26 protein-coding genes are annotated in these 25,944 nt (G+C 32.1%); 2 read left to right on the forward strand and 24 right to left on the reverse strand.

The features are described from left to right. Positions 1 to 6: 6 nt before the first annotated feature. The 22 genes from pdxH to hisG form a co-directional block, all read right to left on the reverse strand. Entirely contained in the window at positions 7 to 651 is a 645-nt protein-coding gene (gene pdxH, locus FOF46_RS00590; protein ID WP_143915106.1) for a pyridoxamine 5'-phosphate oxidase, read from the reverse strand. Between the two features lie 90 nt (positions 652 to 741). Next, a complete protein-coding gene (locus FOF46_RS00595; RefSeq protein WP_143915107.1) occupies positions 742 to 1,647 on the reverse strand; it encodes a ribonuclease Z in 906 nt (301 codons plus the stop codon). Positions 1,648 to 1,709: 62 nt separating this feature from the next. Beyond that, complete coding sequence (locus tag FOF46_RS00600; protein WP_235010994.1) at positions 1,710 to 2,168, reverse strand: thioredoxin family protein; 459 nt, start codon at positions 2,166 to 2,168, stop codon at positions 1,710 to 1,712. 52 nt (positions 2,169 to 2,220) lie between these two features. Continuing rightward, complete coding sequence (locus tag FOF46_RS00605) at positions 2,221 to 2,553, reverse strand: ribonuclease Z (protein WP_109437525.1); 333 nt, start codon at positions 2,551 to 2,553, stop codon at positions 2,221 to 2,223. A 3-nt stretch (positions 2,554 to 2,556) separates the two neighbouring features. Continuing rightward, complete coding sequence (locus FOF46_RS00610; protein ID WP_109437526.1) at positions 2,557 to 3,486, reverse strand: aspartate carbamoyltransferase catalytic subunit; 930 nt, start codon at positions 3,484 to 3,486, stop codon at positions 2,557 to 2,559. A gap of 46 nt (positions 3,487 to 3,532) precedes the next feature. After that, entirely contained in the window at positions 3,533 to 4,069 is a 537-nt protein-coding gene (pyrR, locus tag FOF46_RS00615) for a bifunctional pyr operon transcriptional regulator/uracil phosphoribosyltransferase PyrR (RefSeq protein ID WP_109437527.1), read from the reverse strand. Between the two features lie 224 nt (positions 4,070 to 4,293). After that, positions 4,294 to 4,692 (reverse strand): hypothetical protein, encoded by a 399-nt coding sequence (locus FOF46_RS00620; RefSeq protein ID WP_143915108.1) that lies wholly within the window; start codon positions 4,690 to 4,692, stop codon positions 4,294 to 4,296. A 333-nt stretch (positions 4,693 to 5,025) separates the two neighbouring features. Then, positions 5,026 to 5,817: a hypothetical protein gene (locus FOF46_RS00625; RefSeq protein ID WP_143915109.1), complete on the reverse strand. Its 792-nt coding sequence runs from the start codon at positions 5,815 to 5,817 to the stop codon at positions 5,026 to 5,028. A 204-nt stretch (positions 5,818 to 6,021) separates the two neighbouring features. Next, positions 6,022 to 7,839, reverse strand: a complete 1,818-nt coding sequence (gene rpsA, locus FOF46_RS00630; protein ID WP_109437530.1) for a 30S ribosomal protein S1 — start codon at positions 7,837 to 7,839, stop codon at positions 6,022 to 6,024. A 165-nt stretch (positions 7,840 to 8,004) separates the two neighbouring features. Continuing rightward, on the reverse strand, positions 8,005 to 10,092 hold the full coding sequence (locus tag FOF46_RS00635; RefSeq protein WP_143915110.1) for an OmpA family protein: 2,088 nt from the start codon (positions 10,090 to 10,092) through the stop codon (positions 8,005 to 8,007). A 3-nt stretch (positions 10,093 to 10,095) separates the two neighbouring features. Next, positions 10,096 to 11,013: a PorP/SprF family type IX secretion system membrane protein gene (locus FOF46_RS00640; protein WP_109437532.1), complete on the reverse strand. Its 918-nt coding sequence runs from the start codon at positions 11,011 to 11,013 to the stop codon at positions 10,096 to 10,098. Between the two features lie 4 nt (positions 11,014 to 11,017). Further along, positions 11,018 to 13,792: a T9SS type B sorting domain-containing protein gene (locus tag FOF46_RS00645; protein WP_244299547.1), complete on the reverse strand. Its 2,775-nt coding sequence runs from the start codon at positions 13,790 to 13,792 to the stop codon at positions 11,018 to 11,020. A gap of 94 nt (positions 13,793 to 13,886) precedes the next feature. Beyond that, entirely contained in the window at positions 13,887 to 14,522 is a 636-nt protein-coding gene (hisIE, locus tag FOF46_RS00650) for a bifunctional phosphoribosyl-AMP cyclohydrolase/phosphoribosyl-ATP diphosphatase HisIE (RefSeq protein ID WP_262713243.1), read from the reverse strand. A gap of 71 nt (positions 14,523 to 14,593) precedes the next feature. Continuing rightward, positions 14,594 to 15,349 (reverse strand): imidazole glycerol phosphate synthase subunit HisF, encoded by a 756-nt coding sequence (gene hisF / locus FOF46_RS00655; protein ID WP_143915112.1) that lies wholly within the window; start codon positions 15,347 to 15,349, stop codon positions 14,594 to 14,596. Positions 15,350 to 15,351: 2 nt separating this feature from the next. Further along, a complete protein-coding gene (locus FOF46_RS00660; RefSeq protein WP_143915113.1) occupies positions 15,352 to 15,864 on the reverse strand; it encodes a DinB family protein in 513 nt (170 codons plus the stop codon). Positions 15,865 to 15,866: 2 nt separating this feature from the next. Continuing rightward, positions 15,867 to 16,595, reverse strand: coding sequence for a 1-(5-phosphoribosyl)-5-[(5-phosphoribosylamino)methylideneamino]imidazole-4-carboxamide isomerase (hisA, locus tag FOF46_RS00665; RefSeq protein ID WP_143915114.1), 729 nt, complete (start codon positions 16,593 to 16,595; stop codon positions 15,867 to 15,869). Positions 16,596 to 16,632: 37 nt separating this feature from the next. Further along, positions 16,633 to 16,944 carry a four helix bundle protein gene (locus tag FOF46_RS00670; RefSeq protein ID WP_333968488.1) on the reverse strand — a complete coding sequence of 104 codons (312 nt, stop codon included), beginning with the start codon at positions 16,942 to 16,944 and terminating at the stop codon, positions 16,633 to 16,635. A gap of 91 nt (positions 16,945 to 17,035) precedes the next feature. Next, entirely contained in the window at positions 17,036 to 17,620 is a 585-nt protein-coding gene (gene hisH, locus FOF46_RS00675) for an imidazole glycerol phosphate synthase subunit HisH (protein ID WP_143915115.1), read from the reverse strand. A 96-nt stretch (positions 17,621 to 17,716) separates the two neighbouring features. Further along, the gene (gene hisB, locus FOF46_RS00680; protein ID WP_143915116.1) at positions 17,717 to 18,853 is read right to left on the reverse strand and encodes a bifunctional histidinol-phosphatase/imidazoleglycerol-phosphate dehydratase HisB; all 1,137 of its coding nucleotides are present in this window, start codon (positions 18,851 to 18,853) and stop codon (positions 17,717 to 17,719) included. Positions 18,854 to 18,940: 87 nt separating this feature from the next. Next, positions 18,941 to 19,990, reverse strand: coding sequence for a histidinol-phosphate transaminase (hisC, locus tag FOF46_RS00685; protein WP_143915117.1), 1,050 nt, complete (start codon positions 19,988 to 19,990; stop codon positions 18,941 to 18,943). 40 nt (positions 19,991 to 20,030) lie between these two features. Then, positions 20,031 to 21,314, reverse strand: a complete 1,284-nt coding sequence (gene hisD / locus FOF46_RS00690) for a histidinol dehydrogenase (RefSeq protein WP_143915118.1) — start codon at positions 21,312 to 21,314, stop codon at positions 20,031 to 20,033. A 20-nt stretch (positions 21,315 to 21,334) separates the two neighbouring features. Beyond that, positions 21,335 to 22,192 carry an ATP phosphoribosyltransferase gene (hisG, locus tag FOF46_RS00695; RefSeq protein WP_143915119.1) on the reverse strand — a complete coding sequence of 286 codons (858 nt, stop codon included), beginning with the start codon at positions 22,190 to 22,192 and terminating at the stop codon, positions 21,335 to 21,337. A gap of 345 nt (positions 22,193 to 22,537) precedes the next feature. Between hisG and FOF46_RS00700 the strand changes: the two genes are divergently transcribed. Together FOF46_RS00700 and FOF46_RS00705 are read left to right on the forward strand one after the other, a co-directional pair. Continuing rightward, positions 22,538 to 23,464 carry an OmpA family protein gene (locus FOF46_RS00700; protein ID WP_143915120.1) on the forward strand — a complete coding sequence of 309 codons (927 nt, stop codon included), beginning with the start codon at positions 22,538 to 22,540 and terminating at the stop codon, positions 23,462 to 23,464. A gap of 13 nt (positions 23,465 to 23,477) precedes the next feature. Further along, entirely contained in the window at positions 23,478 to 23,996 is a 519-nt protein-coding gene (locus FOF46_RS00705; RefSeq protein WP_109437543.1) for a hypothetical protein, read from the forward strand. Positions 23,997 to 24,067: 71 nt separating this feature from the next. On the opposite strand, the gene FOF46_RS00710 is transcribed toward FOF46_RS00705, so the two are convergent. After that, entirely contained in the window at positions 24,068 to 24,994 is a 927-nt protein-coding gene (locus FOF46_RS00710) for a GNAT family N-acetyltransferase (RefSeq protein WP_143915121.1), read from the reverse strand. Between the two features lie 128 nt (positions 24,995 to 25,122). Further along, a complete protein-coding gene (locus FOF46_RS00715; RefSeq protein ID WP_143915122.1) occupies positions 25,123 to 25,938 on the reverse strand; it encodes a prohibitin family protein in 816 nt (271 codons plus the stop codon). Positions 25,939 to 25,944 lie beyond the last annotated feature (6 nt).

Genomic DNA, 25,944 nt, shown 5'->3' on the forward strand with positions numbered 1-25,944 from the left:
GTATTATCAAGGAGACAGTCTTACTGTTTCCCAATCCTCATTTTTGATAAAAAATCTAATTCTATCATGTAATCGATTAGGTCTTCCTTGCCAAAACTCAAATTCTATAGGTTGTATGCGATATCCACCCCAAGATTCTGGCATAGGTATTTCTTTATTGTGATATTCGTCTTCTAAAGATTTAAGTTTTTTTTCTAGTTCAGTTCTTGATTCAATAATTTCGCTTTGATTAGAGGTCAAAGCTCCTATCTGGCTACCTCTGGGGCGAGAACGAAAATATTTTAAGCTAGCTTGTTTATCTATTTTTTCTACTACCCCCTTAACAATCACTTGTCGCTCCAGGTTGGGCCAAAAAAAAGAAATACACACTTTGTTATTATATGCTATAGCCTTTCCCTTTTCAGAATTATAATTGGTATAAAACACAAACCCTTTATCGTCAAAATGTTTTAACAAGACAATTCTTGCTTTTGGAAAACCATCAGAACCTGTAGTTGTAATTGTCATAGCATTCGTCTCTTCCACTCCACCCTTTTCTTCAACTTCTTTGAACCACTGAGAAAAGAGTAAAATAGGAGTTTCCGGAAGATCACTTTCTTCTAAAAAACTCTTCTCATAAGATTTTCTATATGCTGTCAGATCTCTATTCATAATCAAAAATATAGTGCAATTTACTTATTTTAAAAAATAGAAAGTAATAAACGAACTAACAATTTTTGCCTAAAGTTGATAACTGTAAAATCAAAATTCAAAGACTTTACCATCATCTGCTATTTTAACATCTTGAAACACAGTTTTTGCCTCATCTCTAAACAACTCAATATTATCATATCTTGTAGAATAGTGTCCTAATATTAGAGTTCCAACATTTGCCTTCTTAGCAATACTTGCTGCTTCTATTGCAGAACTATGCCCTGTCTTGGCACATAAATGTTTATGGCTTTCTAAAAATGTAGATTCATGATACAGCACAGAAACATCTTTAATTAAGGGGATTTTTGCTTCATCATATTTTGTATCACTACAAAACGCATAACTTTTTGCTGGTTTTGGATCTTTAGTGAGTTCATTATTTGAAATTACTGTTCCGTCATCCAAAACTACATCTTTTCCTTTTTTTATAGATCTATAATATGCTTTATCAATATCATAGTTTAACACCTTATCAATCAATAATGTTCTATCACCTGATTTTTCACGAAACAAAAAGCCATTACAATATACTCTATGTTGCAAGGGTATGGTCGTTACGACTACCTTTTCATCTTCAAAAACTATTTCTGACTCTGTATTAGTCAATTCATGAAAATGCAACGGATAATCTGTCCAGGAATTTGAAAGTTTCAATTGAAGCGTAATTGCTTCTTTAATCCCTTTAGGACCGTGAATATGCAACGGTATATCTCTATTTAGTAGTCTAAATGTAGACACCAAACCAATCAAACCAAAGAAATGGTCACCATGAAGATGCGAAATAAAAATATGTTTAATTCTTGAAAATTTGATTTTATTTCGTCTTAATTCTACTTGGGTGCCTTCTCCACAATCAATTAAAAAAATATGATTATTTATTTCTAAAACTTGTGATGTTGGATTCGTAAAAGTTCTTGGAGTCGCTGAATAGCATCCTAAAATCGTAATTTTCAAAATTATCTTTCCTCTTTATTAAATAGGCTGTGAATATAATTCAATCTTAATTATAAATCAATCTAATGCCCAAAAGAATCGAATGAAGTTAATAAAGATATATAACCTTGTACATCCAAATCACTTCTATATCCTGTAGCACCAAGAACAACTCCTTCTTTATTAAGGATTAAAATCGCTGGAAACTGCTTCTTTTTATTATAGCGCTTTGCTAATTCTTTATTTTTATTTTTTTGCTCTTGTGAGATTTTGTTCTTTTTTCGCCTTGGAAAATCAGCTCTTAACCAAACATACTTTTGATGAGTGAAAGCTGCAAATTCTTCACTAGATAATAGGTTTCTTTCTAGCTTGATACAGGGAGGACACCAATCAGATCCAGTAAAAAACAATACAATTTTTTGGTCTTTTTCTTTGGCTAAAGCTAGCGCTTCATCCAAATCATATTTCCAATCCTGAGCTTTAAGATTCTGAGAAAAAAGCATAACAAATGCTACTAATAAAATTGGGGCTAATCTTTTCATAATGTATGAGACGAAAATTAATATAAGAAATTACAAAAAAATATTAGTTTTCTCAAAAACCAAGATCTCTTTCTATTTCTTCCATTTCTACCAAATCATACGCTTCCTGTAAAGTAGGTACAATTGTTATTTCAGCAGGGGCTTCATCATATGAAACCTTATTTGTAACAATCACAAAAGAGTGATTAGCTGATTTGTGAGTATTAGAAATTCTTAAAAACTCATTTAAATCACTTACTGAAATTTTTGCTAATGAAAATAAATTAACGATAATATTATCGTTTTTAAGCGTATCATACTTGCTCTCCATTCCATTAACAAATTCAACGATTGTGGTTTTTTCTTGTGTTATTATAGTCGTAGAACCTTCCTTATTAAAAATCATAAATTACCGTTTAATTTTTGAAGCTAAAAGATATATTACTGCCATCCTCACTGCTACCCCATTTTGTACCTGATCTAATATAATGGCTTGATTAGAATCAGCAACATCACTCGTGATTTCTACTCCACGGTTGATAGGTCCTGGGTGCATTATTACAATGTCCTTATTAAGACTATCCAATACTTTTTTATTGACCCCAAATTGTTGAGTATATTCTCTTGTTGAAGGGAAGTAACTAATTTCCATTCGTTCATTTTGCACGCGTAGCATATTAGCCACATCGCACCATTCTAACGCTTTCTTGAGATTAGTTTCTACCCCCACACCTAATCTATCTATATATTTAGGAATTAAAGTTTTAGGTCCGCAGACTTTTACTTCTGCCCCTTGTAATTTTAATGCAAAAATATTAGATAACGCTACTCTTGAGTGTAAAATATCTCCTACAATTACTATCTTTTTACCGCCTACACCCCCTAATCGTTCGCGTATTGAATATGAATCCAGCAAAGCTTGTGTTGGGTGTTCATGTGCTCCATCTCCAGCATTTACGATACTAGCTCCAACATGTTTTGATAAAAAAACTCCTGCCCCCGGATTTGGGTGACGCATGACCACCATATCTACTTTCATAGACAGGATATTATTTACCGTATCAATAAGCGTTTCTCCTTTTTTAACAGAAGAAGAAGCCGCAGAAAAATTAATTACATCTGCAGAAAGCCGTTTTTCTGCTAGTTCAAAAGATAATCTTGTTCGTGTGCTATTCTCAAAAAAAAGATTAGCTATTGTGATATCTCTAAGCGAAGGAACTTTTTTAATTGGTCGATTAATCACTTCTTTGAAATGATCGGCTGTCTCAAAGATAAGCTTAATATCATCTTTGTTTAGATATTTGATTCCTAGTAAGTGATTTACACTTAATTCGCTCATTTTCTATTTTAATTTATAATTTTAGTCTATTGACAAAAAGAACCTATTAACCAACAAGATACACAGCATCTTCTCCTTCATTTTCCACCCAATGTACTTTTACTTTCTCCTGATTAATTGCATCAACTTGCCTACCTCTATAATTTGGTTGTATTGGTAAATGTCTACTAAAGCGTCTATCAATCAGTGTTAATAATTCAATCTCCTGTGGTCTTCCAAAAGATTGCATCGCTGTTAAAGCTGCTCTAATACTTCGTCCTGTATACAGTACATCATCTATAAATACAACACGTTTGTCCTCAACCACAAAATCAATATTAGTCTTATTAGCTTCCAAAGGTTTTTCTCCTCTTCTAAAATCGTCTCTATAAAATGTAATATCAAGGTATCCTAGCTTTACACTAGTTAACTTATAATCTTCTTCTAAAATCCTTTTAATTCTATCTGCTAAAAATATTCCTCTAGGCTGAACACCAATCAAAACCGTATGCTCAAAATGTGTATGATTTTCGATTAATTGACAAGCCAAACGGTGCAGAATTATATCGATCTCTTTTGCACTAAGTAGTAATTTTTGACTCATAATCTCCAAATGGATATTTGGAATACAAAAGTAGTGAAATTTTAGAATAATACAATCCAATTTCTAAATAACATACCCCAAACAATCACAATCAAAAGGCATGTTTATACCAATTAGAAACTAAAAATTATAAATAAATAATCAGAAGATTTTAATGAAGACATAAAAAAGGGTATTTTATTGAATATAAAATACCCTTTTTTATAGATTGTACTATCCCAATATTATTTTTCTAATAATAGAACAAATGAATTATCAGATATTGGAGAAACGCTATATTCTTTTACATTATTAAAGGCCTCAAGATACTTTTCTGCTTCTGCAAATGCAGTTTCCAGAGGACTCAATTCAGTAGCTTCCTTAACTACAATAGTCTTAGATATAAACCCTCCATCAGTATATTCTATAGTTATTTTCCATTTCTTAACAGAATGAAAACTTGTAACTTTAGAAATCTTTTCTATTTTTTTAGTTTTTGGCTCATTACGAGACTTCTTTTCTTCTACACGTTCTATCTCTTTGTCATTTGTTAAAACAGACAAGATATTAGTTTCTTTAGCATTCGCCTGAATGGTTATTAAAAAACTCAAGATTACTACTATTTTTCTTTTAATACTTTTCATTTTAAAAAACAATTAAGATTCTTTTGCAATGCAAATATCAAGAGGTTTTTCTTCCAAAATCAGGCTAATACTAGTGAAAATCACCCCCCCTTTTTCAGTGGGTATTTACCATCTATCAAAAGTCAATTAAAAATAAAGGAGGACTTAAGAAGTTTAACCAAAAAACAATAACATAAATTAAAAACTTATGGGTTATAGCAATTACAGTATGTACGGAGGAAAGAGTGAAAGGAAAAGATTCAAATTTTAAACATGTTCACCCTTAACAAAAGCCACTGTAAACGGGTAGGTTTAAAAAAAATTGCACTGATTTTTAGTACCAATGACTTATTATTATTTTATAAAATATTCATTCCCACTTCTATCAATATATCCCCGCTTTCCGTTTTGTAATTCAAAATAAGCCAAATTATATTCAAAAATATCTAAACGAGAATACTTGATTACAGTAACGCCATGATAACCATAAAAGCCATCTTTTTTCACTCTAATCTTAGAGCTTCTATCTATAAAAACAGTATCATAAAAACGTATTGGTCGTGCCGTAAGATTATATAGATCTTGGATTATAAATTTTTTATTTTTTTCTATGATAAACACTGGCGAAACATATGCACCTGAAGGGCAATCATACGTAGTTAATGATCTCCTAGAGTTCAAGAAATATACGTCATCTGCCTTTTCTTTTGAAATAACGGTTACTACAACAGGCTGAGGGTCATCCTTATACTTTGCATTTCCGTCATCAATGTACTTTGCAAATACACGAAACTCTCCTTCTTCCTCTTCAATATAATATTGATTCGAAGATGTTGGCATACAAGGAATAGCCGAACACACTACATTGGATATGTCTATTTCTTTTAATTCTGAATCTAAAAAAGAAACATTTCCTTTGCTATCTAATATTTGTACAAAATCATTACACACTATAGAAACATAAACTAGTGAGTCATATAGTTTCTTTTTCTTATGTTCACTTATAATATAAAAAACACTATCAACCACACGTCTATACACCTTAAAATTATGTTGAGATATCACCAAAATATCTTGTTCTTGGCCGCATAAACCATTAATCCCTATAGTAAATACCATTAAGAGTATGAACACTTTTTTTTTCATAATTGAATTGCTTTGATGCTAAATTCTATATTATGAATCACAATTATTTCACTGTTTTCTGTGAAAAATTAAAACCTCATAAGATTATTCAATTGTTATAATCATATAAGTTTAAATCTTTAAAGAATTCTATCTTTTTAGTATAATAATAAAAAAGACCGCTCAAAAGAGCGGTCTTAATTTATATATTGAAAAATAAGAAAACTAGTTTCCTCCTTTTTCCATTTTAGCTTTAAGATCTGCTAATGCATCGATATCACCAAGAGTAGTTTTCTCTGATGAACTAGCCGCTTTCTTAGCAGCTTGTTTTACGATCTTAGCTTCTTCTTCTTTGAATAAAGCTGTATGAGAAGCCACCACTCTTTTGAATTCTTTATTGAATTCAATGATTTGGAATTCTGCCTCATCACCTTTTTTCAATTTACTTCCATCTTCTTTTTCAAGATGACGAGAAGGAACAAATGCAACGATATCTTCATTGAAGTCAATAGTAGCACCTTTGTCCACTATCTCTCCAATTGCAGCTGTATGCTTAGTTCCTAAAGCAAATTCAGTTTCATATTTATCCCAAGGATTTTCCTCAGTTTGCTTATGACCAAGGCTTAACTTACGTCCTTCTACATCAAGTTCAAGAACTACTACATCAAGAGTATCACCAACATTCGTAAAGTCAGATGGATGCTTAATTTTCTTAGTCCAAGAAAGATCAGAGATATAGATAAGACCATCAATACCTTCTTCAAGTTCTACAAACACACCAAAGTTAGTAAAGTTACGAACGATACCGTTATGCTTAGAACCTACAGGATATTTAGTAGTAATATCTGTCCAAGGATCTGGAGTTAATTGTTTGATACCAAGAGACATTTTACGCTCTTCTCTATCAAGTGTAAGGATAACTGCTTCTACAGGGTCACCAACTTTTACGAAATCTTGCGCAGAACGTAAGTGTGTAGACCAAGACATTTCAGAAACATGAATCAATCCTTCAACACCTTCTTCTACTTCAATAAATGCACCGTAATCCGCAATTACAACTACTTTACCTTTAACTTTATCACCTACTTTAAGTTCTTTATCAAGAGCTTCCCATGGGTGTGGTTTTAATTGTTTAAGACCTAATTGGATACGTGTTTTAGCCTCATCAAAGTCTAAGATTACCACGTTTAATTTCTGATCAAGTTCAACAATCTCATTTGGATGATTAATTCTTGACCAAGAAAGGTCTGTAATATGTACTAATCCATCAACTCCTCCAAGATCAACGAATACACCATAAGAAGTAACATTCTTAACAGTACCTTCTAATACTTGACCTTTTTCTAATTGACCAATAATTTCTTTTTTCTGCTCCTCGATATCTGCTTCGATAAGCGCTTTATGTGATACAACAACGTTTTTGAATTCGTGATTTATTTTTACCACTTTAAATTCCATTGTTTTACCAACATATGCATCATAATCACGGATTGGCTTCACATCAATTTGAGAACCTGGCAAGAAAGCTTCAATACCAAATACATCAACGATCATACCTCCTTTGGTTCTACACTTTACAAAACCGTTTACGATTTCACCCGTATCATGTGCACCATTTACTCTATCCCATGCTTTGATTACACGAGCTTTACGGTGAGATAAAATTAATTGACCTGTAGCGTCTTCACGCACATCTATTAAAACTTCTACCTTATCACCTACTTTAAGATCTGGGTTATAACGAAATTCATTTAACGAAATAACACCTTCACTTTTTGCATTAATGTCGATGATAGCATCACGATCAGTAATATTAATTACGGTTCCGTCTACTACTTCATCATTTAGAGTATCTACAAAATTTTCTGCTACTAACTTTTCAAACTCTTCAAGTTTTGAATCAGCGATAGGATCTATCCCTTCTTCATAGTTGTGCCAGTTAAAATCTTTTAGAAATTGCTCAGGGTTTGCTTGTTGCGGAGTTTCAGCTACTGCTGGCTTCTCTACTTCCTGAACGTCTGTGTTTTTTGTTTCTTCAGACATTGAAGATAAAATTTGTATCCTGTATATTACTGAGAATCAATGCGAAAATTATACAGAAGCGTTAAAATTATTTATATACAACCCTTTTTATACTCTCTTACTCGCTAAAAAGGAGTGCAAAAGTACAATTTAATTTATTAGAAAACAAAACATTATAGATGTATACTAAAACTTAACGATCTCGAATTCGCTTCTTCGGTTTGTTTGATGATCATCCTCTGTACATGCTTTATTATCGCAGTCTATAAGTGGTTGAGATTCTCCAAATCCGATAAACTTCATTCTCCTAGCATTCACATATCCCACAAGTGCAAGATAATTACGTGTTGACTCTGCACGTTTTGTTGATAAAACCTGATTGTAGGAATCTGTTCCTCTACTATCTGTATGAGAACTTATTTTAATATACACCGTTTTATAACGTTCTAATTTAAGTGCTAGTTTGTCTAATACTTTTTTGGAGTCTGCACGTATATTCCATTTATCATAATCAAAATAAATAGGAGGCATTTTAAAATAAAGTTTACCATTCTTTTCTATAACCGGTGGTCCATCTTTATCAGCCAGAAGAGTTTCTCTTAGTTTTGTCTTTGTGATCTCTTCCTTTTTACGTTCTGTGGAACTTTCATCGATCTTTGTACGCTCGGTATTATTTGAACTACTGGTATTTCTAGAGTTATTGCTATTATTATCTTCTGTGGTAGTGATCTCATCCTTCTTACCTACTCTATCCAAATAGATCACATACACCTCCTCTTCCTTTTCTTTTGCGACCAAAGGTTTTGTTCTAGTTTTGTACCCTTCGGCAGAAGCTTTAAAATTATATCTTCCTGGAAATAATTTAAGGTCAAAAGCAGCTATAGAATCCAACTGGCTTTCATAAATTTTTTCATTATCATTATTGTACAAAATGGCATCTGCATTTGCTATATAATTATCAGATGCATAATCTCTAACTTCAAAACGAGCTCTATATTCTTTTGGAAAAATATCTCCGATCTGAGAAAAGGTATAAATATCGTCTCCAACCTTATTTCTGTTTGAAGCAAAAAAACCATCGGTATCATTATAATACGTCATAGAAAAATCATCGTAACTAGAATTGATAGGGGCTCCTAAATTAATTGGAGTTATAAGCCCTCCCAATTCTGAAACAAAAATATCCATCATGCCCAAACCTAAATGTCCATTTGAAGAAAAAAACAAATTACCTTCTCTTGAAATGAAAGGAAATTGCTCTCTATTTTCTGTATTTATTGATGGACCAAGATTTGTTGGTGATCCATAAGTACCATCCAAATTAACATCAACTACATAAATATCAAAATCTCCATACCCGCCAGGCATATTTGAACTAAAATATAACTTACTATCATCAGCACTTAATGATGGATGCACAACAGAATAATTGACATCATTAAAATCTAATTTTTCAGGGGTAGTCCACTTTCCGTCTATTTTGATAGCTTTATAAAGATGTACTGAATTATTTTTTATACTATCGAATTTCTTTTTTCCTTTCTCTGAATTACTTTTAGATATATACATTGTATTTCCATCTGCGGTAAAACAAAAATTTCCTTCATGAAGTTTTGAATTTATTTCTTTTGAAATTTTTTCTATTTCTGAAACAGGATTATTATCCTGATCAACTTTTACTGTATAAATATCCAAAAAAGGTCGATGTGTCCATTTATACTTTTTATCTAATGGACTATAAGCTTGTCTATCACTAGCAAAATATACTGTATCACCTTGTTTAATTGCTCCAAATTCTGAAGATTCAGAATTAAAAGACGCACTAGTTATAGTATAATCATCATCTTTTAGTTTAAAATCCTCTATAGTAGAAATTGCATCTGATGTACTAAAATCACGTACAGCATTATTTGTTTTATATAACGAAAGATATTCTATGGATTTTTCATATTCACCCAAGGCAGAAAGCACTTGATACATCATAAAATTATAACCATTATCATAGGCTTTATCTTTACCATAAAATTTACCTGAGGTCAAAACTTTAAGATATCTATATGCTTGTTTAAACTGAAATGTATTGTAATATGATGTTGCAATATTTTCAAGAATACTCTTAGTATATCCTTCTTGATTTAATTCTTCTTCATAGTGCTCCGCTGCATTTATATAATCTCCTTTTTCAAAAAAACGATCAGCTCTGCTTTTCTTTTGTGAAAAGGTAAACTGAGTGATCAGTATTGTTATTATCAGTACTATTTTAGTCTTTATCATTATTTAGAAAAATCTTGGAGAGGAATATTTATTACTGAACTTCAGCAAATCAAAATTAAATAGCATTACTATCTCGTGACTTCCATCATTATAACCACTTAAATCACTTACACTAAAGTCATAAGAGTATCCAATTTTAAGGTTTTGAGTGATATTAAATCCTGCTAATGCTATGAATGAATCTGTATATCGATAAGAAACTCCTAATTCAAATTTATCATATATTAATGAGTTTAACGACAGATCAAAAGTTAAAGGAGAATCCAAAACTTGTTTAATCACCATAGAAGGTTTTAATTTAACTTCGTCAACAAAGTCAAACACATAACCAGCAATACCATAAATATGTGTTTTTGTTTGCGCAACTCCAATACCATCAATATCAATATCACTGGGAAGCAAATTCGGAGAAGAAATACCAGCATAAAAATTACTAGTAAACAAATACAAGCCCGCTCCAATATTTAATTGTGTTGTTGACGTATTATCAGCAAATGCAGGATCTGATGCTACATTAGAACCCGATGGGTCAATTTTGAAATTATTAACCCCTGCTTTTAATCCATAAGATAATCTTGCTTGATCCGAAATCTTAGTGATATATGCAAAATCTATGTTTATATAATCATTATTCACAGGAATAGCATCGCCAATCCTATCATTTACATAATTAACACTTAATTCTATTTTTTCACTCATAGGAATATTACCAAATACATTAGCCGTTTGTGGTGCACCTTCAATACCTGTCCACTGTCTTCTATACAAAAGCCCTGTAGAAATCAGGCCACTTTGAGCTGTAGCATATGCTGGATTCACCGTACTCATATTATACATGTATTGAGAATACTGTGGTTCCTGTTGCGCATGTATTACCAAACAGAAAACTATGGTTATAACAAAAAATAATTTTAACTTCATTTGTTTATCTGCTTAAGTAAAAACTTCCTTGTATCGGAATATTATTTTCAAAATTCGGAGAAAAAATATAGAAATACGTGCCAGAGGGAAGATCATCTCCTAATCGTACAGACACATTACTTTCTCCTCTAAACTCTTCTGTATTATTATTTCCTTCATATACAAGGCTACCATATCGGTTAAATATTTTTATATCAAAATCGGGAAATGCTTCTGGAATATTATACACCTCTTCTATCAGTAAATCAAAAGTATCATTTTGACCATCTCCATTAGGAGAAACTCCATCCTGAAAATCCAATGTACATAGCTCTCCTGTTGATGACCTTTCTCCAGTATTTAATATTGTGATCATCACATCAAGGCGTTCAGACTCACAGTTATCAACATCTACGGTTGCTATATAATACACTTGGTTATCCAAGAGAATTGGATTATCTATAATAGGTGTTTCACTTTCTTGCGTAGCATACCAATTATAATTTAATACATCAACCTCTATATCCTCTAATCGAACTGCATCAAGGATACAAAATTCTTGGGCAGGTACATTTGGAATTGGTAAATCTATAATTTGAACAGAAACATTTAGAGATGATTCATCACATGGTGCGGCATTTCTTACCACATATCTAAAATTATAAATAGCATTAGTAAGTGTTGCGAATTCTAATACCCCGTCTGCGCTTAAAGCTCCTGTACTATCTGTATCTTCAAAAACACCAGTACGTGCTGTATCTCGATCTAAAAGAGAAAATAAATTTACTCTGCCATCAATTTTACAAAATGATTCATTTACATCATCACCTATCTCTATGGGGTCGACAATCGTTATTTCTACTGAAGCTGAATCTGAAGAAGAACAACCTGCATTTGCAGGTGCAGTATATGTATATATTCCTGCACCAAGAATTGGTAACATATCATCGCTAGTATCAAAAACACCTAAATGATCCGTAGATACATATCCAAAAGGGCCAGTCCAGGTACCTGTTGTATCTGGAGTACCCCCTAAGAGATCAAAAAGAGTTACTGTCAAACTATCAGAGCAAACTGTTGTACTTCCATCTTCTCCAGCATTAGGTAATTTATTAATGGTCAGTGCTAAATCTGCAGTCTCTGTACATCCTCCGGTACTAACTGTTGTATAGGTAAAATTAAATGTTTGCGCTACATCACTTGTTGGAAAAACAAAAGTATTATTGATAACATCTCCTGCTGAATTAGTCCAAACACCAGTAGTAACAATTGAAGTTCCATTTGTTCTTAACAAACTTCTTAAATCAACTTGACCTAAAGTTTCACAAATATTGGTATTAGTATCTTCTCCAGGATAATCGGGTGCGAAAATTTGAATTTCTACACGAGCAGTAATAACGTCACAAGGATGTTCACAATAAAAAACATCTCCAATGGTAGCATATGGGTCACAAACTTCATTATTTACCTTGCAATTTATTTTTGGGCTTACTGCATACTCATAAATATATGTTCCTGGTTCTGCTCCGAAGGTATTTATTTTTCCTAAATAGAATTCATAAGGAGGTAAAACGGAAACTTCTGGTTTTTCGGGTAGACCTAAATTTCCTGAAGAACCTGATGGTCCAGAAATAAACCTCCAATTCACATAATTATCATTTGCATAAATAAAATCAAAACTTCCTTCTGTAGTAAATTCTAATAAGTCAAATAAATTTAGATCGCCAGAAAGTACATTATTACAAATAGCAGGAGGAGGATCTGACTGACTAAATGGTCTGAGTTGTTCATGAAAAATAAAACTAACTGCTGCTTCTCTATCGATACATACTGCAGATCGTTGTTCTGTTGCATAGACAAAATCATACCTCATGCATCCATATCGTAAATTATTACCTCCATCAATTAGATTATCATAAATAGTTCTCAAGTTAATTACAGAATCTAACTCATCATCTATTTCTCCTGTAGGTTCCGATAACCATATTCCTTCGATATCTTCTCCATCTAGATATTCATCATCTCGTAAATTTATATCGGCATCATAGACTCCGGCCAACATATCATCTTCACAAATTGCTATTGATTCGCCAATTCCCGGATCGACCTGTCGTACCATGGCTATTCGTACTGTAGTACTTTGCGAAGTTGAACATCCTAAAATACCACCAACTGTATAGGTTACTTCAAAAACCTCTTGATCCACTAAGGGAATCCCTGGTTGATAAGGAATATCAACAAAAAGTTTTGAATCAACAATTTGTAAAAAACTTGAACTTGTTCCATTATATGTCCATTCTCCATTAGAATGAGGTGATGGAGTGATATCATCTAATGCAAAAGCACTAAATAAATTAAATCCTTCAGAATCACATCCCTGTGCATTTATATTTAGCGGTCCTGAAGGAGGTAAAGCAATACCAGAATATGGCCCTAAAATCAATCTGGCTGTTCTAAATGGAACATCACCACAAGTTGCATTTCTTAACTCAAAAAAGTAATCATTTTGTGTAATAAGAGTGGTTGCCTTTTTTAACTCCCACATTGATAAATTACCAGTAGTAGCATCAAATGCAGCATTAAATTCGGGATCTATACTCCAAACACCATCCATAGGAGTAGTACCTGTTTCTGTATACAAATTAATAATCCCATCTGGACCATTAATCCCATCAAAATCTACATTCTCCATGTCACATTCTTCTATTGTGATCAACCCAAGATCACATTGTCCAAATGTTATCTGAAAAATAAAAAAAAAGGGAAATGTAAAAAGTAGTAGTTTATCTATAGGTTTCAAAATTGATTAGTTTAGCTTACGAAATTAAAAAAAAATATTACATACCAGTAAAAGCATAATGGCTTTAACGTATAACAATTTTCAATAAAACAAACTACGACCTTGTTTTTAAAACATTTACAATATCATTCAAAGTGTACCCCTTGGCCTGAAGAAGTATTAAATAATGAAATAATAAATCTGCACTTTCGTTTAAAAACAATTCTTCATTATCATCCTTTGCCTCAATAACAACCTCTACCGCTTCTTCACCAACCTTTTGCGCTATTTTATTGATTCCTTTTCTAAATAAAGAAGCTACATAAGAATTTTCATCATTTTGATTTTCTTTCCTATCTCGTATAACTCTCTCTAATTCAGACAAAAAACCAAAAGATTGATTATTATCTTCATTCCAGCATGTATCTGATCCTGTATGACAAGTTGGTCCTTCTGGAGTAACCAAAATCAACAACGTATCATTATCGCAGTCACTGTTAATGTCTTCAAGATGTAAAATGTTACCACTCTCTTCGCCTTTTGTCCATAATCTTTGTTTTGAGCGGCTAAAAAAAGTGACTTTCTTAGTCTGTATAGTCTTTGTATATGCCTCTTCATTCATATACCCCAGCATTAATACATTTTTAGTCAAGGCATCCTGAATAATAGCAGGTACGAGACCATCGTCATTTTTATTAAAATCTATTTTCATCGTTCTATCTTCTCTTTGTAGGTTTGGATTTTTTTTAATTAAATTTATGTTTTGAATTTCAGCCTTTAGTTTATCCTGAGTTATGTCGAAGGACCGGAATTACAAATTTGTTATAATCGTACAGGAATATCATTATTCCTTAATTCTTTTTTCAACGTTTCAATTTCAATTTCTTTAAAATGAAAGACACTGGCAGCTAATGCTGCATCAGATTTGCCTTCTTTAAAAGTATCAACAAAATGTTGAATAGTACCGGCACCCCCAGATGCTATTATCGGAATATTTAATGTTGATGACAACTTAGACAATGCTTCATTAGCAAATCCATCTTTGGTACCATCATTATCCATAGAAGTAAAAAGAATCTCTCCTGCTCCTCGTTTTTCAACTTCTTTGGCCCAATCAAACAAATCCAGTTCTGTAGGCACTTTACCTCCTACAAGATGTACTTTCCAGGTACCATCTATCTGTTTTGCATCTATAGCCACCGTAATACATTGAGATCCAAATTTACCAGCTAAATCATTGATTAATTGTGGATTTTTTACTGCCGAAGAATTTATCGATACTTTATCTGCTCCATTTTGCAGTAAAATATCCACATCTTCTATCGAAGATATACCTCCTCCTACAGTAAAAGGAATATTTACTCTTTCTGCGACTCTTAGTACCAAATTAGCTAATGTCTTACGCCTTTCTTCTGTTGCAGAAATATCAAGAAAGACTAATTCATCTGCTCCAGCATTAGAATATATTTCTGCAAGTTCTACAGGGTCACCAGCATCTCGTAGATCAACAAAATTGACTCCTTTTACAGTTCTTCCGTTTTTGATATCAAGACACGGAACGATTCGTTTTGTTAGCATTATTATTCGTTTTTTATATTGAGATCGATTCCATCATAGAACCCTAAACTCTTTTTATCTTTTAATTGCTTTGTCCAGAAAGCTATTTGCCCAGTATGATAAGAATAGTGCTCTGCTACATGAATTAAGATTCCTATTCCCGAAAATACAAACCCTTGCACTTCTCGTTCTCTAAGTAACTCAGATACAGAAACATTTTGAATAGTGTTTTTTGCTTCATCAACTGTATCCATTAGTTTTTCTAAAAGCTCTTTTTTTGAATATCCTTCCTCCGCTTCAAACTCAGCATTTCTTTGTCTTTTATCCTGTTTATTTCCTAAAGAAGCTATAGCATACTGCGTAATGTTTCCGCAAAGATGTAAAATCAAATTACCTATGCTGTTGGAATTGGCATTTGGTCTTTTCCAAACATCTTCTTCTATAAGTTGCTCAAAACTTAAGGTGATCATCCTCGTACTTTCGTTCATTCGATAGATGATTTGCTTCGAAAATTCTTTTGCTACTTCCTGATTCATTGTTATGCTTTTGAAAGAATAAAATCTTCTAATTGTTTTAAACTAATTCTATTTTCATAAATAGCTTTTCCTATTATGGTTCCTTCACAACCAAGTGTTGCAAGTTTTGGTAATTCATCAAATGTAGAAATCCCACCAGAAGCAATTAATTTAAGATCATTCGTTTCTTTTAATATCCTTTCATACAAATCAAACGAAGGTCCCTGAAGCATTCCATCTTTACTAATATCAGTACAAATTACATAACTCACATTTTCTTTTTGATATGCAGTAATAAAAGGAATCAATTCTTTATCACTTTCTTCCAACCACCCACTAACGGCTATTTTTTCGTTATTAGCATCTGCTCCTAAAATTATTTTATCGGCGCCAAACTTAACTATCCAAGAAATAAATGTTTCTGGATCCTTAACAGCAATACTACCTCCTGTAATTTGGTTAGCACCACTATCAAAAGCAATTCTAAGGTCATTATCTGTTTTTAACCCTCCTCCAAAATCAATCTTTAAGTTTGTTTTGGATGCGATTTGTTCTAAAACCTTATGATTTACAATATGTTTTGACTTTGCTCCATCCAGATCTACCAAATGTAAATATTCAATCCCATGCGCTTCAAACTCTTTGGCTACTTCTAACGGGTTTTCATTATATATTTTCTTAGTGTTATAATCTCCTTTTGAAAGACGAACACATTTTCCGTCAATAATATCTATTGCTGGTATTATTCTCATTGGTTATTTTATGGTTATAAGTGCATAGTACAAAGTATTAAGTTTTTTCAATACTCCTTTGAAGTGAATAATTCATCTTCTTAATTTCTGCACATAAGTTTAACAATTTTTCTACTTTATCTTTTGATGTAAATTTTAGTCTTATAACTAAAATTAATTGAGTTTCTAGTTCTGTAGTAGAACCATTTGCTATACTTAAAAAACGAATAAACTCTTTATTAGAATTCCTACCAGCTCCTTCTGCAATATTTGATGGTATAGAAACACTACATCTTTTTATTTGAGATATTAATCCAAATTTCTCCTCATCTGGTATTTTTTTGTTAAAGCATATACTTCTTCCACCAATTCCATTGCTTTATTCCATATTTTTAATTCTTGATATTTATTCATTTAAATCTAATAACACCAAAATAAAACTTATAATTACTTTATACTATTTACTTGATACTAAGAAAATTCAAAAGAATTTTCTCTCCTACAACACTACTCTTTTCAGGATGAAACTGAGTTCCATAAAAATTATTCTTATGTAAAGCTGTACTATACTTTATTCCGTACTGAGTTTCTGCAATCGTATCTTTTGTTATAGGCGCATAATAACTATGTACAAGATAAATATGTTCATTTTCTTTAACACCTTCAAATAAAGGTGAGTCCAGGTTTTCAATTTGATTCCATCCTATTTGTGGTACTTTGACTTCATTATTAAAACGAACTACATCTGTATCAAAAATACTTAATCCTTGTGTATTACCTTCTTCTGTATATCTGCACATAAGCTGCATTCCTAAACAAATCCCTAATACAGGCTGTTTGAGTTCTGGCACTAAATTATCCAACCCTGAAGCTCTAAGCTTCTGCATTGCGCTACTCGCTTCTCCTACTCCAGGAAAGATCACTTTATCTGCTGATTTGATCTCTTGTGGATCATCACTTAACAGAGCTTCGTATCCTAATCGTTGAATTGCAAATTTTATAGATTGAATATTTCCTGCCCCGTAGTTTATAATTACTATTTTCATTAGATCTGTCATTCCGGCGTAGGCCGGAATCTTTTTAATTAAAACTTTTACTTTTTTTATAGATTCCGGCCTACGCCAGAATGACAAAAGGGTTTATTATAGCATTCCTTTTGTACTGGGTAAAATCATTTTCTCTGGATCACGTTTCACAGCAACTTTAATCGCTTTAGCAAAAGCCTTAAAAATTGCTTCAATCTTATGATGTTCATTTGTTCCTTCAGCTTTTACATTCAAATTAGCTTTAGCACCATCTGTAAAGGATTTAAAAAAATGAAAAAACATTTCTGTTGGCATTTTACCAATCATTTCACGATTAAAATCTGCTTCCCAAACTAACCAGTTGCGACCTCCAAAATCAATAGCTACCTGTGCAAGACAATCATCCATCGGCAAACAAAAACCATAACGTTCTATACCCAGCTTACCTCCTAAAGCATCACTAAACACTTCGCCTAGTGCTATTGCTGTATCTTCTATGGTATGATGTTCATCTACTTCAAGGTCTCCATTCACTTTTACATCCAGGTCCATTTGACCATGTCTTGCAATTTGATCCAACATATGATCAAAAAATTCCAATCCAGTAGATATATCACTTTTACCTGTTCCATCCAAGTTCAACTTAATAAAAATGTCTGTTTCATTAGTTTTTCTGGAGATTTCTGCGGTACGATCTTTTAATTTTAAAAATTCATATATCTTTTCCCAATCGTTATTTTCTAAAGCAATAAAATCATTGAGTTCATCTCGTTTGATTGTAATTTCGTCTGTACCCAGATTTGTATTATCATTTATGAAAATACCCTTTGCTCCTAGGTTTTTAGCTAGTTCCATATCTGTAAGACGATCCCCTATTACAAAAGAATTAGCAAGATCATAATCTTCTGAAAAATACGCTGTCAATAAACCTGTTCCTGGTTTTCTAGTATTTGCATTTTCATGAGGAAATGTTCTATCCAAAAACACTTTATCAAATACAACCCCTTCATTTTCGAAGGATGACATTATAAAGTTGTGAACAGGCCAAAAGGTATCTTCTGGAAATGAATCGGTACCTAAACCATCTTGATTCGTAATCATAACCAATTCATAATCTAATTCTTGAGCTATTTTTCCTAAATAGGTAAATGCTTTGGGGTAGAACATCATTTTTTCAAACGCGTCTATTTGTTCATCCACAGTCTCTTTGATAATCGTTCCATCACGATCTATAAATAATACTTTCTTTTTCATTATTATGTCATTCCAACTTAGTTGGAATCTTTTTTAATTAAACTTTTAGTTATTATAATGGATTCCGGATCGAATCCGGAATGACAATCACAACTGTTTTAATATTTCAACTAATTTCTCATTTTCTTCTTTTGTTCCTACTGTAAATCGTAATGTACTTTCACATAGTGGTTGAGTACTTCGATTGCGTACCACGATCCGTTCTTTAATTAGCTGATCATATCTTTTATTAGCGTCGTCTACTCTTATCAAAATAAAGTTAGCATCACTACGAAACACTTTTTCTACAAAACTTACTTGTGATAAAGCTTTTTCTAATTCTTTACGCCCTTCTATAATGGTATTTACTTCGGTTTTGATCTGATCTTTATCACGTACTCTCTCCAATGCACGTTGTTGAGTTAATTCATTTACATTATAAGGAGGTTTGATTTTATTAAGTATATCGATGATCTCTACAGAAGCAAAGCAAACTCCTAAGCGTATACCTGCTAACCCATAGGCTTTAGACAGTGTTTGAGTAACAATAAGGTTGGGATATGTATTTAGATCTTCCACCCAACTCTTTTTATCTGTAAAATCAATATATGCTTCATCAATAACTACTATTCCTTCAAAACGTTCTAAAATTTGAAGTATACGTCCTCGATCTATTAAGTTTCCAGAAGGATTATTCGGAGAACATATAAATAGTAATTTTGAATTCCCATTAACGGTATTGAATATCTCTTCTACATTAGGTTGAAAATCTTCATTTAACAATACTTTCTTTTCTTCTACATTATTTATGTTAGCCAATACAGTATACATACCATATGTAGGAGGTAATGTAATAATGTTATCTACTTCTGGTTCGCAGAATGCTCTATATATCAAATCTAAAACTTCATCACTACCATTACCCAAAAGTATGTTCTGGTCAGACACCTTTTTTTGATCTGATAAAATTGATTTTAGATTTCTTTGTTGTGGGTCGGGATATCGATTTACTCCATTCTCATATGGGTTCTCATTAGCATCAAGAAAAATCATATCTTGATCAAAATCTGTAAATTCATCTCTTGCAGAACTATATGGCTTCAACCCTGCTATATTCTTACGAACTAATTGTGTTATATCAAATTGTTTCTTATTCATTATCTCATGTCATCCAGAAAACATTCTAAGATGATAGGTTTTATTTTAAACTTTCTAATCGCAACGTAACTGCATTTTTATGAGCCTGTAAACCTTCAGCTTCTGCCATAAGTTCAATCGCATTTCCTATGGTTTGGATACCTTTTTCAGATATTTTCTGAAAGGTCATTGACTTCATAAAACTATCTAAATTCACACCACTATATTGCTTCGCATATCCATTTGTAGGTAACGTATGGTTTGTTCCAGAAGCATAATCTCCCGCACTTTCTGGTGTATAATTACCAATAAAAACAGAACCCGCATTTACTATTTTATCAATATAAAAGTCTTCATCTTCTACACATACTATAAAATGCTCGGGGCCATATTCATTAATAAGTTCAATAGCCTCCATGTTACTTTCTACATAAATTAATTTTGAATTAGCAATTGCTCCTTCTGCTATTTCTTTTCTTGGCAATACATTGACTTGTTTTATAATCTCTTCTTCTACTTGATCTATCATTGTTTTTGATGTAGAAACAAGGATCACCTGACTATCTTTACCATGTTCTGCCTGACTCAGTAAATCAGATGCGACAAAGGATGCATTTGCAGTATCATCTGCTACTACAAGTAATTCACTAGGTCCAGCTGGCATATCTATAGCCACGCCAAACTTAGTCGCTAATTGTTTTGCTACAGTTACAAATTGATTTCCCGGTCCAAATATTTTATATACTTGTGGAATGGTTTCTGTGCCAAAAGTCATCCCTGCAATCGCCTGAATCCCTCCTACTTTACATATTTTGGTTACACCACAAAGATCAGCAGTATACAAAATAGCAGGATGTATTTTTCCTTCTCTATTAGGAGGTGAACATAATACAATCTCTTCACAACCAGCAAGGTTTGCCGGAATGGTTAACATTAAAATTGTAGAAAATAATGGTGCCGTTCCTCCTGGAATATATAACCCTACCTTTTGAATCGGTCGCTTTTCTTGCCAACACTCAATACCGACATTTGTATCTACAGAAATTTTATTTGTCTTTTGTGCAGCATGAAATACGGTAATATTAGATTTAGCTAATTGTATAGCATCCTTTAATTCCTGGCTAACAAGTTCTTTTGCTTGTTCTATTTCTTCTGAAGAAACCAAAATATTATCAAGTGACACTTGATCAAACTTTTGAGTATATCGATCAACTGCCTGATCTCCTTCTTTTTTTATTTCATCAAAAACTTGTAAAACAATATCTTCTATATCAGCAACAGTTTGCGTTGGCCTCTTTAAGATTTCTGACCAGGAATTTCTATTTGGATTGTATATCTTTTTCATTGCCCTTGTTATTTATCTAATTACAATACCATTTTTTCAATTGGACAAACCAAAATTCCTTCTGCTCCTTCTGCTTTTAACTCATCTAAAATATCCCAAAACTTATTTTTTTCTACAACAGTATGGATAGAACTCCATCCTTTCTCTGCCAAAGGCAACACTGTTGGACTCCTCATTCCAGGTAATATTTTCACAATATTTTCTATTTTATTATTAGGAGCATTAAGTAATACATATTTAGAATTTCTTGCTTTTAAAACGGCCTTAATTCTAAATTGTAATTTCTCCAATAACATTCTGTTTTCTTCAGATATCTTAGGCGAGACTGCCAATACTGCTTCAGAAGTAAGCATCACTTCTACTTCTTTTAAGTTATTCTTAAATAAAGTACTCCCACTAGAAACAATATCGCAAATTGCATCAGCCAAACCAATATTTGGAGCGATCTCGACTGAACCAGAAATTTGGTGTAATTCAGCAGAAATTCCTTTTTTATCCAAATAGTCATTAACCGTATTTGGGTATGAAGTAGCAATTCTTTTTCCTTCAAGATCCTGAATAGAATTGTATTCAAAATCTTTTGGTACTGCAAGAGAAACTTTACACTTAGAAAAATTAAGGCGTTCTGCAATAGAAATATCTGTCCCTTTTTCTATAAGAACATTTTCTCCTATAATAGCGATATCAACAACTCCGTCTCTAAGGTATTGCGGTATATCTCCATTACGTAAAAACATAACTTCCATAGGAAAATTACGTGTTTGAGCTTTTAATTGATCTTTTCCATTATCAATGGAAATACCACAGTCTTTTAATATTTTGACAGAATCTTCATTAAGACGTCCACTTTTCTGAATAGCAATTTTAATTTTTGACATTTTGTTTTTGTTGTTGTGTCTAATCAGTTCGAAAAAAGTTTTATGAAAACAAAAAACCCGTTTGAACTGCTCAAACGGGTTTTTATTATATGATTACTTATACACATATCAACTTACCACGCTTGTGCGAGAATGTAAGAATGATGATGATGTAAAAGAATGTTTTTCATTTTTCTATTTAAATACTTTGCGAATTTATAAAAAATTATTTTTTCTGAAATGCATTTCAACTTATTTTTTTGAGGTTCATCTTTTTTCAGTCTATAAATCACTAGATTTTAAGATTTTAAATAGGATCATAATAAACATTTTTATAAATTTAAGTAACTAACTAATCAACAATTTATGAAAGGCTTATTTTCATTCCTCTTTTTTTTACTATTCGCATGGCTAGGAATATGGTGGTATTATTCTTGTGATTGGTGTGCTAAAAATCTAGATAAAGATACTGTTATTGTTAAAGACGAAATAGATTCTGAAGCAGATGCGCTTGCCAAAAAAGCCTATGAAGACAGTATTGCCAATCTTAACAATTCCCAAGTTGGTTTATTTGCAAAAGACAATAAAAATCAAGAAGTATTTAGATATTATGAAAACTTCAGAATTAATAATGGTAATGGTAATGTTCATATCCCAAGTACTCTTGAAGGTTTTGACAGTCAAGTAGCAAATTATCTAGGCAAACATCAGGATCAAGAGCTTGTAATAACCGGTTTAGAAAACTCTATTGATATTGAAGACACTAGTAAACTTGGAATCTCCAGAGCAAATTTCATCAAAGATATTCTTGTCAGCGCTGGAGTTAATGCTAATCGTATTGTAATTAAAACCGAATTAAAGGAATATACATATAATGATGATGGCACATACAACGGAGGTATTCTTTTAAATTTTGGAGACCTGGATACATCCAGACTTGAAGAAGTAGAAAAAAGTATCGCTAACAGAACATTATACTCCAGTTTTGCTCAAAAAACATTTCAACCTGATGCTACGTTATCTAATTATGCTTTGGAACTTAAGAGCTATTTAGAAAAATACCCTAACAAAACAGTTTCTATTATTGGACACACAGATAATGTCGGAGAAAAAGAGGCTAATTTATGGTTTGGTCAACAGCGAGCTAATAATGTAAGAGATTATCTCATTTCTCAAGGTATTTCAAAAGAAAAAATCAAAGCTTCTTCTCAAGGGGAATCCAACCCTATTGCTGTAAATGACAGTGAGGAAAACAAAGCAAAAAACAGACGAATAGAAATAACCGTAAACTAAATACACAACAACTATGTTAGATTTTATACATGAGGCAAACTGGTGGTGCTTATTACTTTTATTGTTTTTAGCATTTTTACTTGGGTGGCTTTTATCAAAATGGTCTCTTAAAAATAAATATAAAAAAGCATTAGACGAATGTGAAAGAAAAAATACACTACTTAAAAACTCTAATCATGAAAAAGCAAATTCTACTTTTTCTAATTCAGGCGACACCGATAACGGAATCAAAGCAGTTAAAACTAGGGATCATGGTGGTGTAGCTGTAACAAATGGAGGAGCTCCTCCAAAATTAAATTTTGATAGTTTTGGTACCGCAGATGCATCAGAAAAGGATGATTTAAAACTCATCAGTGGTGTTGGTCCATTTATTGAAGAAAAATTAAACAGCATTGGTATCTATACTTTCGATCAAATTAGTAAATTTACCAAAGAGGATATTGACACAGTAACGGCACTTATTCAATTTTTTCCTGGAAGAATTGAAAGAGACAATTGGTCAAAACAAGCTAAAAAATTAAAAGAAAAATAGTAACCACTAACCATTTTACTATTTAAATAAGGCCTTCATAATCATATTTTATGAAGGCCTTTCATATAGTATTATTCTTCTACATCGTCACTCCAGGCAACTGAAGACATTTTCCATTCATCATTCATTTTTATGAATTGAATTGTTTTCATCCCGCGTCCAACAAAATCAACTCCATTCAATACCCCTGATTTTTGATAGAAACTAAATCTTTGTGCTACATTTCCATATATCTCAGTTGTAGACGAGATTTCATATTCTTCAAAATCAATGAGGGTACCATCATTCAACATTTTTTCTCTCGGAGTAATGAATTCATTTAATTTGAAAATTTCAGGTTTCCCATGGGTATTACTTATCAATATTCCTTCTGGAATAAATATTCTCTCAATATCTTTTACTCTAGGAGTTCTCCTATTCGTATTTGTAAATACCTCAAAAAAAGTAGTTGTTAATTTGTTAATCTCCTTTTCATCATTTTTATAATTAGATTCAGAAAAAAAGAGAACACTATCGTCATCTGACAGTTTCATCGTTTTCTCAAAACAGAGTCCAATTTTGTTCAACAATTTAATTGAAGCGATATTACCTGGATCTGTTATAGCCACAATTCTATCAAGGTTTAATACCAGTTTTGAATATTGCATTGTTGCACTTGCTATTTCAAACCCATAACCTAATCCAGAATATTCTGGTAACATTGCAAAACCTATATCTATATCTTCTAAGGTCTCTCTATTTACCAATCCACACATGCCTATCGGGATGTTTGTATTCTTCAATAGAACTTTCCATAAACCAAATCCATATTGCTCATAACTATGTATGGGACCATTTTTTAGATATTCTATGGCATCTTCATCAGTTTTTACATTTCTATCTCCAATATATTTTAACCAATTTGGAGAATTAACCAATTCTATGATAAAATTAGCATCCTCTAAACCAAACTCATAAAGACAAAGTCTTTGAGTTTCTAGTATTTTTTTTGTTTGCATGCTACTCTATAATTAAGCTGAACTATATTTTAATATAATTCAGAATCCTTCTATCTATTATAACTTTAAATAAAAATTGGCGCCCAAGGACGCCAATAGAGATATATTTTGATAATACATCAGTTTTTTTACTGATTCCCCAAGATCAGAGGTAAACCATCTTTTCCTGAACCTACAACCACTACTTTAGCATTTGGAGATTTTGCTAGTTCTAAAGTAGCTTCAATTCCTTTTTCTTTAAGAATTTTATCAGTTAAGGAAGCACTTAAGATTTGATTAGCAATTGCTTTCCCTTCCGCATCAATCTTTTGTCTTTCTGCTTCTTTTTGAGCTTTGGTCAATTTAAATTCATATTCTAATGATTCTTGCTCTTGCTTTAATTTACGTTCTATTGCCTCTTTAATGGTAGGCGGTAAAGTTACATCACGAACTAATACTTCATTAAGTTGAATAAACTGATCCTCTACAATCTTCTTAGTCTCTTCATAAATCTCTTTTTGTATAACATCTCTTTTACTAGAATACAATTGCTCTGGGGTGTATCTACCTACTACACTACGTGCAGCAGATCGTATTGTTGGTAATAATATTCTAGCTACATAATTTTCTCCTTTTTGTTGATGCAACAAACCCAATTTAGCATAGTCAGGTTGAAACCAAGCTGAAGCATCTAATTTAATTTCTAATCCATTAGAAGAAAGTACTTGCATCTTTTCAAAAACTTCTTGTTGTCTTACTTCATAAACAATCACTTTATTCCAAGGAGCTACCAAATGAAATCCTTCTCCTAATGGAGGTTCATCTGTAACTACTCCTCCTCCAAATGTTTTGTAAAGTACTCCTGCTTCTCCAGAACCAATAGTAATCGTAGATTTTGAAATAAAGACAATAGTTAAGACAATAATAATTAAAATAGGTAACCCTATCTTTGGTAATTTTTCCATAATAAT

This window comes from Aquimarina algiphila (assembly GCF_007489275.1).
In the GTDB taxonomy this organism is placed as follows: domain Bacteria; phylum Bacteroidota; class Bacteroidia; order Flavobacteriales; family Flavobacteriaceae; genus Aquimarina; species Aquimarina algiphila.

Excerpts from the sequence above, each read along its gene's own strand:
- pdxH (WP_143915106.1), bottom strand. The coding sequence starts at position 651 with ATGAATAGAGATCTGACAGCATATAGAAAATCTTATGAGAAGAGTTTT.
- FOF46_RS00600 (WP_235010994.1), bottom strand. The coding sequence starts at position 2,168 with ATGAAAAGATTAGCCCCAATTTTATTAGTAGCATTTGTTATGCTTTTT.
- FOF46_RS00605 (WP_109437525.1), bottom strand. The coding sequence starts at position 2,553 with ATGATTTTTAATAAGGAAGGTTCTACGACTATAATAACACAAGAAAAA.
- FOF46_RS00610 (WP_109437526.1), bottom strand. The coding sequence starts at position 3,486 with ATGAGCGAATTAAGTGTAAATCACTTACTAGGAATCAAATATCTAAAC.
- pyrR (WP_109437527.1), bottom strand. The coding sequence starts at position 4,069 with ATGAGTCAAAAATTACTACTTAGTGCAAAAGAGATCGATATAATTCTG.
- FOF46_RS00620 (WP_143915108.1), bottom strand. The coding sequence starts at position 4,692 with ATGAAAAGTATTAAAAGAAAAATAGTAGTAATCTTGAGTTTTTTAATA.
- FOF46_RS00625 (WP_143915109.1), bottom strand. The coding sequence starts at position 5,817 with ATGAAAAAAAAAGTGTTCATACTCTTAATGGTATTTACTATAGGGATT.
- rpsA (WP_109437530.1), bottom strand. The coding sequence starts at position 7,839 with ATGTCTGAAGAAACAAAAAACACAGACGTTCAGGAAGTAGAGAAGCCA.
- FOF46_RS00635 (WP_143915110.1), bottom strand. The coding sequence starts at position 10,092 with ATGATAAAGACTAAAATAGTACTGATAATAACAATACTGATCACTCAG.
- FOF46_RS00640 (WP_109437532.1), bottom strand. The coding sequence starts at position 11,013 with ATGAAGTTAAAATTATTTTTTGTTATAACCATAGTTTTCTGTTTGGTA.
- hisF (WP_143915112.1), bottom strand. The coding sequence starts at position 15,349 with ATGCTAACAAAACGAATCGTTCCGTGTCTTGATATCAAAAACGGAAGA.
- FOF46_RS00660 (WP_143915113.1), bottom strand. The coding sequence starts at position 15,864 with ATGAATCAGGAAGTAGCAAAAGAATTTTCGAAGCAAATCATCTATCGA.
- hisA (WP_143915114.1), bottom strand. The coding sequence starts at position 16,595 with ATGAGAATAATACCAGCAATAGATATTATTGACGGAAAATGTGTTCGT.
- hisH (WP_143915115.1), bottom strand. The coding sequence starts at position 17,620 with ATGAAAATAGTAATTATAAACTACGGGGCAGGAAATATTCAATCTATA.
- hisB (WP_143915116.1), bottom strand. The coding sequence starts at position 18,853 with ATGAAAAAGAAAGTATTATTTATAGATCGTGATGGAACGATTATCAAA.
- hisC (WP_143915117.1), bottom strand. The coding sequence starts at position 19,990 with ATGAATAAGAAACAATTTGATATAACACAATTAGTTCGTAAGAATATA.
- hisD (WP_143915118.1), bottom strand. The coding sequence starts at position 21,314 with ATGAAAAAGATATACAATCCAAATAGAAATTCCTGGTCAGAAATCTTA.
- hisG (WP_143915119.1), bottom strand. The coding sequence starts at position 22,192 with ATGTCAAAAATTAAAATTGCTATTCAGAAAAGTGGACGTCTTAATGAA.
- FOF46_RS00700 (WP_143915120.1), top strand. The coding sequence starts at position 22,538 with ATGAAAGGCTTATTTTCATTCCTCTTTTTTTTACTATTCGCATGGCTA.
- FOF46_RS00705 (WP_109437543.1), top strand. The coding sequence starts at position 23,478 with ATGTTAGATTTTATACATGAGGCAAACTGGTGGTGCTTATTACTTTTA.
- FOF46_RS00710 (WP_143915121.1), bottom strand. The coding sequence starts at position 24,994 with ATGCAAACAAAAAAAATACTAGAAACTCAAAGACTTTGTCTTTATGAG.
- FOF46_RS00715 (WP_143915122.1), bottom strand. The coding sequence starts at position 25,938 with ATGGAAAAATTACCAAAGATAGGGTTACCTATTTTAATTATTATTGTC.